The following is a 14,490-nucleotide window of genomic DNA, read 5'->3' on the forward strand; positions in this document are numbered from 1 at the left end:
ATGTTATCCGCAAGACAGCAGAGCATATTGACGGAACTATTGGAACAACGCGGATTTGTGCCTGTGGACCGGTTCCAGTCGGAGTATGGCCTTTCGGCGCGGACCGTTCGCCACGATCTGCTGCAGATCGAAGACTGGCTGGCCGGGTACGACATCGGGATCGAGCGCAACCGCAAGCACGGCATTGCGCTTATCGTAGACGAGGACGGGCGGGAGAAGCTTGAGCGTCTGCTTAGAGAACGGCCGGATCATCTCGATGCGGAGCGGCGGTCGCGCTGGCTGGCCAAGCGGCTGCTCGAATCGTCCAAGCTGCGGGCGGACGAGGTGCAGGAAGAGCTGAAAATCAGCAAAAGCACGCTGCTGAGCGATTTGACGGAAGTCACCAGGCTGCTGGGCGGCAAAGACCTGAAGCTCGCCAGAGAAGGCGGATGGATTCGGGTGCTGGGGGACGAACGGAAAAAGAGATCGGCTTATCTCGAACTGCTGCGGCTGGAAATTACGGATGAGAATGTTCTTCGGGTCGTTCTTGGAGACCGTGAAGACCGGATGGGGGGAACGAACCTATGGAACCCGTGGTTCTCGCCCAAGGATGCGCAGTTTTTATTCGATATCGTGCGGATGCTGGAGCGCAAGCTGAACGTCGAATTTACAGACGCGGGGTATTCGGCGCTTGTGCTTCACCTATTGATGGCCGTCGAGCGGCTGAGAAACAACCACCGCATTCAAATGGACCCGGAGCTGTTCGGCGAGGTGAGCGGAGCGGAGGAGTTCCGGGTCGTCCGACAGCTTGCGCTGCCGGAAATGGAGCGTTATTTTCAGCTTGAGGTGCCCTTGGAGGAAGCGGGCTATATTACCCAGCACATTCTGGGCGCACAAAAAGCGCAGGATGCCAAGGCGGAGCAGTCCGTTTACGTCCAACTGGCCAAGCGGATCGTCATGGAGGTGGAGCAGGAGCTGCATCGGCCGCTTCAGCGTACCGAACAGGTGGTACACGGGCTGTCCGTCCATTTGAAGCCTGCGATGTACCGCGCCAAATTCGGGCTGCAGAGCGCGAATCCGCTGCTGCCGCAGCTGGAGCAGGAATATGCTTCGCTGCTCGACGTAACGCAAGAGGTAGTCAACCGGGTGCTGCAGGAGCAGGGAGTTTGCTTCGACCGCGATGAAATCGGTTACATCTCTTTGCATTTAAGCAGCGGGCTATCGCATGCCGTAAGCGCGATCCGGAAACGGGTCGCGATCGTATGCAGCTCCGGCCTCGGCTCGTCGGCGATTCTTCAGCGGAGGCTGGAGTCGATGTTCCCCGTGCTGGAGATTGCCGGAAGATTCGCTTACAAGGAGCTCAAGCAGCTGCCGTTTGAGCAGATCGACGCGATCTTATCGACGATCGAGATTCAACTGCCGCTTCCGGTGCAGGTGATCAAAGTATCGCCGCTGCTGAGCCCTGAGGACGAGAGCAGCATCGGGCGTCTGCTCGGCGTGTCGCCGCTGGGGCGGCCGATGGAAGCCGATACGCTGCAGCGGGTGGGCGAGATCGTTCGTATCGTCGAGCGGCATGCCGACGTACGTAACCGGAACCGGCTGCTGGAGGACCTTATCCATCTGCTGCAGGGTGGGGGCGTGTCTGGGCACAAAGGGCTGCAGCGGCTCACCGAATTGCTGCCCGCCGGCTCCATCCTGACCGGGCAAACAGCCGAAGGCTGGGAAGAGGCGGTGCGGCTCGGCAGCAGGCTGCTGCGCGAGCGGGGAATCATCGGGCTTCAGTACGAAGAAAAACTGTTCCAAATGATTGGCGAGCAGAAGCATCATTTTGTCATCGGGGAAGGCATTGCCTTTCCGCACGCATCGCCGCAGGATGGTGTATGGGGCACCGGCTTCAGCTTGGTCACACTGGCGGAGCCTGTACCGCTCGGACCGTCGGGGCAGCCGGTATGGCTGCTCGTCACGCTGGCCGCTGCGGACAAAACGTCGCATTTGACCGCGTTATCCACACTGCTCGACGTGTTTGGCGATGCGGCGTTCATGGAATTTCTGAGACGGGCCGACGATGCGGCTGCCGTATGGGATCGTTTGAAGGCAAAGGAGGGCGAGACGCTTGACGCTGAAAATTAATGTGGTTTGCACAAGCGGCCTCGGCACCAGTCTGATGATCCGCATCCATCTTGAAGCGCTGCTTCGGGAGCAGGGGCTTCGCGCCGACATCGAGCATATGGATGTCGCCTCGCTCGGCTTGAGTTCGGCCGCGGACTTGATCGTCGGCGCTCACCATATCGCCGATTCTTTACCTCCCCGGCTGCTGGAGCAAGCCGAATGGATACCGCTGGAAAATATGACGGACCGGAATTATTTGCGGACCAAGCTGATGGAAAGCCCGCGTTTTCTGGCCTGGCGGGAACGGGAGAAGGGATTACGGGAATGAACTGGTCGCAAATTATTAATAAAGGGCTGCTCGGCGAACCGGCCTTTTTGCTCGGGGTTATAGCCTTGATCGGGCTGCTGTTGCAGAAGGCTTCTCCGCAAAAGCTGCTCAGCGGCACGATCAAAACGATGCTCGGGTATATTTTGCTGCAGATCGGAGCTTCGGCCGCCGGTTCGTCCTTATCCAATCTGTCGATCATCGTGCAGCGCGGACTGCAAATGATCGGCATTATGCCGCACAACGAGACGATTGCGGGGCTCGCGCAGATCAACTACGGCCGAGAGATCGCGGTCATCATGCTGATCGGTATGGCGCTTCATCTGGCTATCGCCCGTTGGACGCCGTTTAAGTACGTATTCCTTACCGGTCATCATATGCTTTTCATGGCTTCGATGCTGGCGGCTTTGCTCGATTCGGCCCATCTTCCGGCGTGGCAGCTGTACGGATGGGGCGGGCTGTTCTTGGCGCTGGCCATGTCGTTCGGACCGGCGGTGAGCCAGCGGTACGTCCGGCAAGCGACCGGCGGCAGCGAGTTCGCCATCGGGCATTTCAACAGCGTAGGCTATGCGCTGTCGGGCTTGATTGCGCAGGTGGTCGGGACGAAGGAAAAGAAGCCGATGCCGGAAGGGTTGAAACGGATTTATCCGTTTTTCCAGGATCATATGGTCGTCATCGCCGTTTTCACGCTGCTGCTGTTCAGCTTGTCCAGCTTGTTCGTTCCGGCCGAAGCGCTGTCCGAGATGTTTTCCGGGCGTCATCCCGTCGTCGTCTCGGCCATTCAGGCGATTTGGTTCACGGCTGGTGTGTTCGTTATATTGTCTGGCGTGCGAATGATGCTGGCTGAGATCATTCCTGCCTTTAACGGGATTGCCGAAAAAATCGTGCCGGGAGCGATTCCGGCGCTGGATTGCCCGGTTTTGTTCACGTACGCACCCATTGCGGCGGCGCTCGGCTTCCTGCTCAGCTTTATCGGCGGGCTTGCCGCGATGGGCATGCTCATGGCATTCCAGTATACGGTCATCATCCCCGGCGTCATCCCGCACTTTTTCTCGGGAGGCGCTTCCGGCGTCATCGCGTATCATGTCGGCGGCCGAAGAGGGCTGATCGTCGCCACGTTGTGCCACGGCTTCGTCATTACGCTGCTGCCGGTCTTTTTGCTGCCGCTGCTCTCCAGCCTCGGCTTCGTTCGGGCGACGTTCGCGGATACGGATTTTGCCGTCGTCGGGCTGATTTTGAACGGTCTGCTTCGCTTGTTTGGCTTAGAGGCCGGTTAATACAGTTGTTGTCCGCTTGAGCCTCCGGTTCATGATCTTGTGGTCATGGGCCGGAGGTTTTATTTTTTGCCGTTTCATGTGGCAAAGACTTAAACTTCCGGGGTGGAAACGCTTCACTTATGATAAAGCTATCCAAACAACCGAAGGGAGTCGTTACAAAAGATGAAAAAAGCACTATCCGCTACGCTCGCCGTAATCTTGACCGCATCCGTAGCTGCCGGCTGCGGCAGCGCTGACAAGCCTGCCTCCGGCGGAGCCGCACCTGCTCCGGCAGCTGGAGATGCAGCTAAAACGGACAAGTCGAAAGGCAAGCTGACCGTATACGTCGGATTCCAAGAAGACCATGCCGTCGAGGCGATGAAGCAGTTCACGAAGGACACCGGGATTCAAGCCGACATGGTCCGCATGTCCGGGGGCGAGATTCTCGCCAAAATCCGCGCGGAGAAAGACAACCCGCAGGCGGATATCTGGTACGGCGGCCCGGCGGATACGTTCGTCGCCGCAATGAACGAAGGACTGCTCGCGCCTTATAAATCGCCGGCCGCCGAGAAGGTGGATGCCAAGTATAAAGACCCGAACGGTCACTGGACCGGCATTTATGTCGGTTTCCTCGGCTTTGCGTCGAACAAGAAGTTTCTGAAGGATCATAACCTGCAGGCGCCGCAAACGTGGGAGGATCTGCTCAATCCCGCGTATAAGGGACAAATCGTCATGGCGAACCCGGCTTCGTCCGGCACGGCCTACACCGCTCTTTATACGGTACTGAAAGTAAAAGGATCGGAAGACAAAGGATTCGATTACTTGAAAAAGCTGCACCCGCAGGTTCAGCAGTACACGACCAGCGGCTCCGCTCCGGGGCGTATGGTCGGGATGGGCGAAGCGGCCGTAGGCGTGCTGTTCGCGCACGACGTCATCAAGTACCAAGAGGAAGGCTTCGACACGATGGAGCTGACGATCCCTAAAGATGGGACAGGCTATGAAACCGGCGCTGTCGCGGTCATCAAAAATACGAAAAACCAAGAGCTGGCGCAAAAATTCGTCGACTGGTCGCTCGGCGCAAGCGCGCAAGAAGTCGGGCAGCGCACAGGCAGCTACCAGAACTTGACGAACCCGGATGCGAAAGAGCCGAAGAAGGCAATCAAGCTGTCCGACATCAACCCGATCCAATACGATCCTACGGAAGCGGGCAAAGAGCGCAAACGCCTGCTCGACAAATGGAATAGTGAAGTGAAGAAATAATACTCCGGGACGGTCTTTGGATTTTCTCGGGCACGGGAAGATATGTTTAGATTTTCTCTGCGAAAAAGTGGAGTATATCCCGGAGGAGTTTACGTCCGCCTTTGAAATCCGTGAAAATACTATAGAAAATCTAATCAGACTTTCACGGGTTTCAAGAGCGGCCGGAGGGATATACTCCACGGCATAGCCGAAGAGAATCCTACATCTCCTCGCCCCAAACCCAAAGACCGTCCCGGCCCCACCCAAGAAAGGAGCCTGTGGCCCATGTCATGGAACCGTACCGCAAGCGAGCTCCGCAGACTGACGCGGGAACCGCTGCTTCTGCTCTGCATCCTGCTCGTCATGGCGTGTCTGGCGGTATTTATCGTTTATCCGCTGTATCAAATCTTAAAAAGCAGCTTTATCAACCCGGACGGATCGGTTTCGCTCAGCGCGTATGTGGGCGTTTTGTCGGGCGGACAACTGTTCGAAGCATTGAGAAACTCCTTGCTCTTGGCTGTCATCGTATCCGTTCTGTCGACGGCCATCGCCTACATGTTCGCTTATACGTTTGCGTACGTGAAGGTTCCGTTCAAAAAACTGTTTAACGCCGTCGCGATTTTGCCGGTCATTTCCCCGCCGTTCGTCATCTCGCTTTCCGCGATTTTGTTGTTCGGCAAGCAAGGCTTCGTTTCCAAGCATCTGCTCGGTTTGGAAAACGCCAACATTTACGGCTTCAAAGGCCTGGTGCTCGTCCAAACGCTGACGTACTTCCCGGTCGCTTTCCTCGTGCTGGCCGGCTTGCTGCGCTCGATCAGCCCGTCGCTGGAAGAAGCGAGCATGAACATGGGCGCGGGTCGCCTGCGCACGTTCCTGAACGTGACGCTGCCGCTGACGATGCCGGGGATTGCGAATGCGTTTTTGCTCGTGTTCGTGCAGTCGCTGGCCGATTTCGGCAATCCGATGACGCTCGGTGGCAACTACACGACCGTCGCCCGCGAAATTTATCTGCAGGCGGTCGGCAGCTACGACATTCAAGCCGGCGCGGCGCTGGCGATGGTGCTGATGAGCATCACGTTCCTTATCTACGCGCTGCAAAAATTTTGGATTGGCAAAAAAAGCTACGTCACCGTGACCGGCAAACCTGCCCACGGCCGCCGTCTGATCGAGAAGGGGGCAACCCGGCAGGCGCTGTTCGTACTGTGCATGCTGCTGTCGGTTATCGTCATCGCGTTCTATTTGCTCGTGCCGATCGGCTCGTTCATCAAGCTGTGGGGCATTAACAACAGCTTCACCTGGGATCATTACAAGTACGTATTCTCGCTCGGCCAAAAATCGATGAAGGACACGCTGCTGCTGTCGATCATCGCGACGCCGATTGCCGGCCTGCTCGGCATGATCATCGCCTTCCTGGTCGTCCGCAAGCAGTTCATCGGGAAAAAAGCGCTCGAATCCGTCAGCATGCTGTCCATCGCTATTCCGGGAACGGTCATCGGGATTTCGTACATTTTGGCGTTTAACCAAGCTCCGCTTGCGCTCACGGGTACGGCGCTGATCATTATCGTCGCGTTCGTCGTGCGGGCCATTCCGGTCGGCATCCGGTCCGGGATCGCGTCTTTGCAGCAGATCGATCCGTCGATCGAAGAGGCGGCGACCAATTTGGGGGCCGGGCAGGCGCGCAACTTTTTCACCGTCGTCCTGCCGCTCATTAAGCCAGCTTTTTACAGCGGACTTGTGTATGGATTCGTCAAAAGCATGACCGCGATGAGCGCCGTCATTTTCCTCATCTCGGCCAAATACAACCTGATCACGGCTTCCATCCTCACGCAGGTGGAATCCGGACGGATCGGCGTCGCCAGCGCGTACTGCACGATTCTGATCGCGATCATGATCGCAGCCTTGCTGCTGCTTAATCTGCTGCTTCGCTTCGTCGGCGGCAGCAAAGAAAAAACGTTAATGTAGGGGGAGAAAGACTTGGCAGCCAAATCGGTCACGCTCAAACAGGTTACGAAAGCTTATGCGGGCTTGGGCACCAAGCAGTCGTCGAATGCGGTATCCGATGTCAATCTGGTTATCGAAGAGGGGCAATTCGCCACGCTGCTCGGTCCGTCCGGCTGCGGCAAAACGACGACGCTGCGCATGATTGCGGGCTTCGAAGAGATTACCTCCGGTGAAATTTTGTTCGGGAACCAGCCGGTAAACGAGATTCCGCCGAATAAACGGGATTGCACGATGGTGTTTCAGTCGTACGCTTTGTTCCCGCATTTGAACGTTTGGGACAATGTCGCCTACGGGCTTAAAATCAAAAAATTCGATCAAGCCGCCATTCGGGAAAAAGTGTCGCGCGTGCTCGAAATCATGAACCTGAATGAGTATAAGGAGCGCATGCCTTCCCAAATGTCCGGCGGCCAGCAGCAGCGCGTCGCGCTGGCCCGGGCGCTCGTGATGGAGCCGAGCGTGCTGCTGTTCGATGAGCCGCTGTCCAATCTTGACGCCAAGCTGCGCATCGTCATGCGCGATGAAATCCGCCGCATTCAGCGGACGCTCGGCATCACCGCGGTCTATGTCACGCACGATCAGAGCGAAGCGATGTACATGAGCGACGTCGTCATCGTTATGAATAAAGGGCGGATCGAGCAGATCGGCACGCCGCAGGAAATTTACCAAAGACCGAAGACGAAATTCGTCGCCGACTTTATCGGCTCGGCCAACTTCGTTGAAGGCAAGGTGGTGCGGGTCGTCGAGGATCGCTTGGAGATCGATACGCCAATGGGTATAATGGTAGCAGCGAACCATGCGGAAGTGACGGCTGGACAGCAGGTAGCGCTGGTCATCCGGCCGGAATCGGCCGTCGTCTTGAAGACGGCAAATAACAACGCGGTCATTACGAAAAGCGTCTTCATGGGACAAACGCAGGAATACGAGATTGATTTCGGTGGTAAAACATTTCAGGTCACCCAGCATAATCCGGTCGCAGGCTCAGTTTTCCCGACCGGAGAGCACGTGACACTCGAATTTCCCGAGCATTCGATTCAAGTCGTTCCGGCCTAATCTACAGACAGCGAGGGGGCAGCAGGCATGAACAAGAGATGGCGGGGAGCGTTAAGCCTTATCCTTTGCGCGGCCGTGCTGACCTCCTGCGCTTCCGAGCGCAAAGGAACGTTAACCATTTATGCAGGATTGTACGAAGACCACGCGATTAAAGTTGTGGAAGCGTTCCAGAAGGAAACAGGAATCAAAACCTCCTACGTTCGCATGTCGGGCGGGGAGATTCTGGCGCGCATACGCGCGGAGCGAGGCGCCCCGAAAGCGAGCGTCTGGTACGGCGGTCCCGCGGATACGTTCGTTCAGGCCAAAGCGGAGGGGCTGCTGGCTCCCTACTTGTCGCCGAATGCCAAGTGGATCGACGAAAAATACAAAGACCCGGACAACTATTGGATCGGCGTTTACGTTGGCGCTCTAGCCTTGGTCTCCAACCGCAAATGGCTGCAGGACGTCGGGTTGTCGGTGCCGCAAACCTGGGAAGACTTGCTCAATCCGAAGTACAAAGGGATGATCGTCATGGCCGATCCGAGATCCTCGGGTACGGCTTATACGATATTGGCCACGCTTGTGCAGCTGTGGGGCGAAGAGAAAGCGTTCGACTACTTGAAGAAGCTGCAAGGACAGGTCCGCAGCTATACGACGAGCGGGAGCACGCCCGGGCGCAGCGTCGGGATGGGCGAGGCGGGAACGGCCATCATGTTCGCGCACGATGCCGTCAAGTTTTACAAGGAAGGCTTTCGCGATCTGCTGATCCATTACCCGGGCGAAGGCACCGGATACGAAATCGGCGCGATGGGCATGATCCGGGGCGGTCCGAATGAGAAGGAAGCGCAGACCTTTATCGACTGGGCGCTGACGAAGCAGGCGCAGGAGCTCGGCAAGCAGGTCGGCAATTACCAGTGGCTGACGAACCGGGAGGCGGTATCTCCCGAGGATGCGGTCTCTTTGGACGCGCTGCGCGTCGTGCCGTACGATCAGACTTGGGCGGGAGCCAACCGGAGCCGACTGATCGAACGGTGGGTAAAGGAAGTGCAGGGCAGCCGATGAGCTGCCTCAGAACAAAAAACAAAACCCGGCGATTTGGCCGGGTTTCGCTCTAGTCAGGTCCGTTGACCTGGCTTTTTGCTATACGAATGCGTGAATCAAGAACAAAATGGCGAATGCCAGTCCAGACCGCAAATGCCACTTTCGGTCTATTCGCCTATATCTCAACAAGCCGGAAACCGGTACCGGCAGCAAGACGAACAGCGCAAGCAGCCCGCTTATATTATGGAAATCCAATTTAAAGCCATACATAAAGACGGCAACCGCATGAAGTAAAATAAGAGCAATGGCCACAATCGCGATAGGAGTATGCCACTTTCTCGCGAAGCGAAGCAGGGTAGCTATCCACTTTTTCGGGTTGCCCAATCGATCCCATATGCGCTGTTTGATTATAAAGGCAAGCACGTAATTCGCCAAAACGAAGAACAAAGCTATTCTCGCCATCGAGCCATAGTTCTTAAACGTATGCTGGAAACTCCGGCTATGCAGGGTTGACGACGGAAGATGCAGCATACTCCGGAGTTCCCATAGCACAAGCAGCACGGATACGGCAATTGCAGCTGCTACCCACAATCTATCTCTACGGGGGATCCATGGTTGCTTTATACCGTTGGCTTCCTGCGAGTACAATTCTATTTCCCCCTCTGATAGGATAGGCATACTATACTCTATTTTTCTTAAAGTCTGATGAAAAAATACGTTATGTCCAGAAAATAGAACGCTGCCAATTTTCCGCGTATGCAATTTCCTATTTGCCTGTAAGAATGCGCTATGTTACACTTTAATTGGTATGTTAACATAACAAGCAAGAGGGATGAAATGATGGGGACTCCGATCTACGAGAAAATAATCCAGCATTTGTTAAAAAAAATTGAACTCGGACAGCTTCAACCGAAAGAAAGGGTCCCGTCGGAGAAAGAACTGGCGGATCAATTCGGAGTCAGCCGGATCACTTCCAAAAAAGCGCTGGAGAAACTCGCACAGTACGGCGTCGTCACAAGAATTCGCGGCAAGGGGTCCTATGTTTCGGAGCATTTCGACAGCGCGCGCATCCCTGAATTTGGTCAGTCTACGGACAAGGAAGAGTCCTTCCATCAGAGCGGCCCTTCCGGCGGTGCCAAGGAGCAAGTAACAATCGGCATTATTGCTTCGTACTTTTCCGCTTCCTTCGGCCTCAACATTCTTCGGACAGTGGAAAAGACGCTTTCCGCGCGGAATTATCATTTGATCGTCAAATGCACGTACGGCAAGAAGGAGCTGGAGGAGCAATTCATCCGTTCGCTGCTCGACTACGGCGTAGACGGTCTGATCATATCTCCTGTCAACGGAGAGCATTACAACGAGGAACTGTTAAAGCTGGTTTATCGAAAGTTTCCCCTCGTGCTAATCGATAAATATCTCCCCGGGATTCCGGCTTGCTCCGTATATACCGATCATAAGCAGGCGGCTGGCGTGCTGACGGACTACTTGCTCGACCAGGGGCATGAGCAGATTGTTTTCGTTTCGGCTCCGGCCGAAAACACGTCGTCGATTGAGGAGCGGATTCAAGGCTTCACCAACGCCTTTTTGAAGCGGGGGATGGCGATCGGGGTAAACTCTATCTTCACGGACATGCCCGCCCTGAATACAATGGCGTACGACGCGGCCGATCCTATGGAGTGGGATAGCGGACCGCTGAAAGCTTTCTTGGACGAGAATCCTTCGATTACGGCCATATTCGCTTGCGAATACGACAACGCGATTCTCCTTTCCCATGTGCTTCGCCAGCTCGGCAGACATCGCGACTGCGAAGTCGTATGCTTCGATATGATCTATTCCCGCCATGGTTACTTTCCTTTAACCCACATTCTTCAAGATGAACGGGAAATCGGACAAAAGGCCGCAGAGCTTCTGTTGGCGCAATTGGAACGCCGGGAAGTCCCGCTGCTGAATCCGGTCGGCTTTAAGCTGAAGGTCAAATCACACGAGATCCGATATGAAAATGAATATTGATTCTATGATATGGTATGTTGGCATACCATATTTTTTGTGAAAAAATATCGGGAAAGATCGTTTCTTTAATAACGAGAGTCGGCAAAATATGCTAATTTTTATTGTTTTTTCATGGAAATCAATGAATTGACACAAATAAAAGATGATGTTAATATAATTAGTATGTTGATATGTCCAAGTTGATATATCAATGTGATTTTATTTTTTAGCAAAGGGGGAACTCGAAACAGAAAGAAGGCATCGTTCATTATGAAAGCCTTTACAGGTTGTGCAGCCGATTAACAAAATGGGGAGGCAGTCCGGTGAAACCTATGAACAAATGCTTAATAGTATCGTTCGCATCGTTGATAGCGCTTTCGACTGTTTTAATCGGATGTTCGTCGGGCAACGGGGATTCCGCAAACGGAACCGGCGCCAAAAAAACAAAGGTGACCTTTTGGCACGGCAACACGGATACGGAGAAAGAGGCGCTTGAGAGAATCGTCAAAGCGTTCCACGAGCAAAATCCCGATATTCAGGTTGATATGACTTATATCGCTCAGCAGGGCGAAGGCCAGAACGAGAAGCTTCTTGCCGCCATCGCGGGCGGAAATCCTCCCGATGCGGCTTATTTCGACCGGTTCGAAATCGGTTCCTGGGCGGCACGCGGATCATTGACCGATCTGACCGATAAAGCGAAGGCCGACCAGATCAACGCCTCCGACTACTATGAATTTGCAATGGCCGAAGCGACGTACAAAGGAAAGCTGTACGGGCTTCCGAACGACACGGACTCCCGGCTTTTATATTATAACAAAGATCAATTCAAGGAGGTCGGGCTGGACCCGGAGCACCCTCCGAAGACGATTGCCGAGCTTGAAGCCGCGGCAGAGAAGCTGACCAAAAAGACAGGGAAGCGGTTCGAGCGGATCGGATTTATCCCCTGGTACGATCAGGGCTGGATATACACGTGGGGCTGGGTCTTCGGTGGCGATTTCTATGACAAATCGGCCGACAAAGTAACGGCGGATCATCCAAATGTGGTCAAAGCGCTCGAATGGATGCGCGACTACGCCAAGAAATACAACATTGAGGATGTCGCCGCCTTTACCGATTCGGCAGGTTCGGGAGCGGATAATCCCTTCCTCACGGGGCAGCTTAGCATGACTGTCAGCGGGCCGTGGCGCATCGCCGGAATCAAAAAATACAAGCCGGATTTAAATTACGGCGTCACCCCGATTCCTACGCCAACAGGCGACAAGTTTACGAGCTGGTCCGGCGGATTCAGCTACATCATCCCCAAAGGCGCGAAAAATGCGGACGCCGCCTGGAAATTCATTAAATTCGCAGCAGGGAAGGACGGGCAAAAAATATTCAGCGAGACGACCGGAAATTTGGCCACGATCCAGTCGGTCAACGAAGGAATTAAAGATCCGGCTACGAAAAAATTCGCAGAGATCCTTCCGCAATCCCATAACCGGCCAGTCATTTCAGCAGGCTCCTTGTTGTGGAACGAGTTATCTAGAGCCAGGGACAGCGCGATTCATGATAAAGGGACGCCGAAAGACATTTTGCAGGAAGTTTCCCAAAAAGTGAACTCCGAATTACATAAATAGTATTGGAGAGGACACGGTAGGGAGCCGTCTTCCGGCTCCTCTATCGTTGTCGCCACAGGAGGTTCGGCGATGAAAAGACAAAGTGTGGAAGCGGGCGAAAGGTTGTATGGCTGGTTGTTTGCTTCGCCCTGGCTGATCGGCCTGCTGATCTTTTTCCTTCTCCCGCTGGCTGCTTCCATCTACTTCAGCTTTACTACTTACAGCATTTTGGAGCCGGGGGAGTTCATCGGTCTTCGCAATTACCGCGAGCTTATGCAAGATAAAGTGTTTTGGGCGGCAGTCTTTAATACCGTATATTTCGCCGTGTTCTTTGTTCCGCTCAGCATCGTCTTCGGCGTGGTGCTCGCCTTATTTTTGAACATGAAAGTGAAAGGGATGGCCATTTACCGGACGCTTTATTTTTTGCCGACGCTCGTTCCCCAGGTCGCTCTGGCCGTCTTATGGATGTGGCTGCTGAATCCCCATTTCGGCCTAGTCAACGGTATGCTGGATAAGCTGGGAATTGCCGGGCCCGCTTGGCTGGGAAGCGAATTTTGGTCCAAGCCGTCCCTCATCCTGATGTCTTTGTGGGGAATCGGTCAGGCCGTAGTCATCTATTTAGCCGGCTTGCAGGATATTTCGCAGGACTATTACGACGCGGCGGAAGTGGACGGGGCCAGTTGGCTGCAGAAAGTTCGAAACGTAACGCTGCCGCTGCTGACGCCGGTTATTTTTTTTAATCTGGTCATGGGCGTCATCGGGGCGTTTCAACAATTTACTTTGCCGTATGCGCTCACCAAAGGGCAAGGAACGCCGGCCCATTCACTCATGTTTTACGTGATGCATTTATATGATAACGGATTCAAATATTTCAAAATGGGCTATGCTTCGGCAATGGCCTGGCTCCTGTTCTTGGCGATCATGCTGCTGACCGGAATCTTGTTTGCGACCTCCAAGCGATGGGTTCATTATCAGGGGAAATGAGGGGGGCGAATCCACGGTGAACCGAAAATCGAAGAACAAGCTGGCAAACGTGTCGGCCCATATCGTTTTGCTTCTGGCTTCCGTCTTTTTTATTACGCCGTTTATATGGCTTGTCTCCACCTCGCTCAAGCCGTCTACGCAAATTTTCACCTGGCCCCCGGAATGGATTCCGAAGCCGTTTACTTGGAAAAATTACTCGGCCGCCATAGAGTACATTCCGTTCTTCACCTATCTCAAGAACACGATCCTGATTACCGTTCTTAGCACAGCCGGCGCCGTTCTGTCGTGTCCGCTCATTGCCTACAGCTTCGCCAAACTGAGATGGAACGGCAAAAAAGGGCTATTCGCCCTGACGGTAGCGGTGATGATGATTCCCGGCCAGGTGACGATGATTCCGCTATTCGTCTTGTTCAACAAGCTGGGCTGGGTCGGTACGCCGCTTCCTTTAATCGTACCACTGTTTTTCGGCGCTCCGTTTTTTATTTTTTTGCTCAGACAGTTTTTCCTGGGGCTTCCGGATGAATTGCTGGACGCAGCCCGGATCGACGGGGCGCACGAATTCACGATTTATTGGAAAGTGATTCTTCCGTTAGCCAAGCCCGCCATTTTATCGGTTGCGCTGTTTCAATTTATGAACAGCTGGACGGATTTTATCGGTCCGTTGCTTTACTTAACGAACGAAGCTTCGTATACGATGTCGCTCGGGCTGCAGCAGTTTCAGAATCAGAAGGGCTCGGAGTGGGGGCTCATGATGGCGGTAGCTACGATGATGACGATTCCCGTCGTGATTTTGTTCTTCTTCACCCAGAAAAAATTCATTCAAGGAATTACGTTTTCCGGAATTAAGGGGTAGCTGATTCAATAGGACATGTGCTGTTTAATAATAAAAAGATCGCTCTCGTTGGGAACGGAGCGATCTTTTCGGTTAAAGGTTATATAGATG

Annotated in this window: 12 protein-coding genes; 11 read left to right on the top strand and 1 reads right to left on the bottom strand. The window is 54.2% G+C overall.

All coding sequences use genetic code 11. The features are described 5' to 3' along the window. From QMG93_RS09250 to QMG93_RS09280, 7 genes are all read left to right on the top strand, one after another. On the top strand, positions 1 to 2,109 hold the full coding sequence (locus tag QMG93_RS09250; RefSeq protein WP_281935670.1) for a BglG family transcription antiterminator: 2,109 nt from the start codon (positions 1 to 3) through the stop codon (positions 2,107 to 2,109). Continuing rightward, positions 2,093 to 2,416, top strand: a complete 324-nt coding sequence (locus QMG93_RS09255; RefSeq protein WP_281935672.1) for a PTS sugar transporter subunit IIB — start codon at positions 2,093 to 2,095, stop codon at positions 2,414 to 2,416. The genes QMG93_RS09250 and QMG93_RS09255 overlap by 17 nt, the downstream gene beginning before the upstream one ends. Further along, entirely contained in the window at positions 2,413 to 3,690 is a 1,278-nt protein-coding gene (locus QMG93_RS09260) for a PTS ascorbate transporter subunit IIC (protein ID WP_281935674.1), read from the top strand. The genes QMG93_RS09255 and QMG93_RS09260 overlap by 4 nt, the downstream gene beginning before the upstream one ends. Before the next feature lie 162 nt (positions 3,691 to 3,852). Further along, positions 3,853 to 4,929 (top strand): ABC transporter substrate-binding protein, encoded by a 1,077-nt coding sequence (locus tag QMG93_RS09265; protein ID WP_063178144.1) that lies wholly within the window; start codon positions 3,853 to 3,855, stop codon positions 4,927 to 4,929. A gap of 264 nt (positions 4,930 to 5,193) precedes the next feature. Beyond that, complete coding sequence (locus tag QMG93_RS09270; RefSeq protein ID WP_281935678.1) at positions 5,194 to 6,870, top strand: ABC transporter permease; 1,677 nt, start codon at positions 5,194 to 5,196, stop codon at positions 6,868 to 6,870. Positions 6,871 to 6,882: 12 nt separating this feature from the next. Continuing rightward, positions 6,883 to 7,959, top strand: coding sequence for an ABC transporter ATP-binding protein (locus QMG93_RS09275; protein WP_281935680.1), 1,077 nt, complete (start codon positions 6,883 to 6,885; stop codon positions 7,957 to 7,959). Positions 7,960 to 7,986: 27 nt separating this feature from the next. Beyond that, positions 7,987 to 9,000, top strand: a complete 1,014-nt coding sequence (locus tag QMG93_RS09280; protein ID WP_281935682.1) for an ABC transporter substrate-binding protein — start codon at positions 7,987 to 7,989, stop codon at positions 8,998 to 9,000. Positions 9,001 to 9,078: 78 nt separating this feature from the next. On the opposite strand, the gene QMG93_RS09285 is transcribed toward QMG93_RS09280, so the two are convergent. Then, positions 9,079 to 9,627, bottom strand: a complete 549-nt coding sequence (locus tag QMG93_RS09285; protein ID WP_281935683.1) for a hypothetical protein — start codon at positions 9,625 to 9,627, stop codon at positions 9,079 to 9,081. Positions 9,628 to 9,816: 189 nt separating this feature from the next. Here QMG93_RS09285 and QMG93_RS09290 point away from each other — a divergent pair, with 189 nt between their 5' ends. The 4 genes from QMG93_RS09290 (at position 9,817) to QMG93_RS09305 (ending at position 14,400) form a co-directional block, all read left to right on the top strand. Then, complete coding sequence (locus tag QMG93_RS09290; RefSeq protein ID WP_281935684.1) at positions 9,817 to 10,989, top strand: GntR family transcriptional regulator; 1,173 nt, start codon at positions 9,817 to 9,819, stop codon at positions 10,987 to 10,989. 311 nt (positions 10,990 to 11,300) lie between these two features. Continuing rightward, on the top strand, positions 11,301 to 12,584 hold the full coding sequence (locus QMG93_RS09295; protein ID WP_281935926.1) for an ABC transporter substrate-binding protein: 1,284 nt from the start codon (positions 11,301 to 11,303) through the stop codon (positions 12,582 to 12,584). 69 nt (positions 12,585 to 12,653) lie between these two features. After that, positions 12,654 to 13,547, top strand: coding sequence for a carbohydrate ABC transporter permease (locus QMG93_RS09300; RefSeq protein WP_281935685.1), 894 nt, complete (start codon positions 12,654 to 12,656; stop codon positions 13,545 to 13,547). A gap of 16 nt (positions 13,548 to 13,563) precedes the next feature. Further along, on the top strand, positions 13,564 to 14,400 hold the full coding sequence (locus QMG93_RS09305; RefSeq protein ID WP_281935686.1) for a carbohydrate ABC transporter permease: 837 nt from the start codon (positions 13,564 to 13,566) through the stop codon (positions 14,398 to 14,400). The last annotated feature ends 90 nt before the right edge of the window (positions 14,401 to 14,490 follow it).

This window comes from Paenibacillus tyrphae (genome assembly GCF_027925525.1).
Taxonomy (GTDB): domain Bacteria; phylum Bacillota; class Bacilli; order Paenibacillales; family NBRC-103111; genus Paenibacillus_G; species Paenibacillus_G tyrfis_B.

Excerpts from the sequence above, each read along its gene's own strand:
- QMG93_RS09250 (WP_281935670.1), top strand. The coding sequence starts at position 1 with ATGTTATCCGCAAGACAGCAGAGCATATTGACGGAACTATTGGAACAA.
- QMG93_RS09260 (WP_281935674.1), top strand. The coding sequence starts at position 2,413 with ATGAACTGGTCGCAAATTATTAATAAAGGGCTGCTCGGCGAACCGGCC.
- QMG93_RS09265 (WP_063178144.1), top strand. The coding sequence starts at position 3,853 with ATGAAAAAAGCACTATCCGCTACGCTCGCCGTAATCTTGACCGCATCC.
- QMG93_RS09270 (WP_281935678.1), top strand. The coding sequence starts at position 5,194 with ATGTCATGGAACCGTACCGCAAGCGAGCTCCGCAGACTGACGCGGGAA.
- QMG93_RS09280 (WP_281935682.1), top strand. The coding sequence starts at position 7,987 with ATGAACAAGAGATGGCGGGGAGCGTTAAGCCTTATCCTTTGCGCGGCC.
- QMG93_RS09290 (WP_281935684.1), top strand. The coding sequence starts at position 9,817 with ATGATGGGGACTCCGATCTACGAGAAAATAATCCAGCATTTGTTAAAA.
- QMG93_RS09295 (WP_281935926.1), top strand. The coding sequence starts at position 11,301 with ATGAACAAATGCTTAATAGTATCGTTCGCATCGTTGATAGCGCTTTCG.
- QMG93_RS09300 (WP_281935685.1), top strand. The coding sequence starts at position 12,654 with ATGAAAAGACAAAGTGTGGAAGCGGGCGAAAGGTTGTATGGCTGGTTG.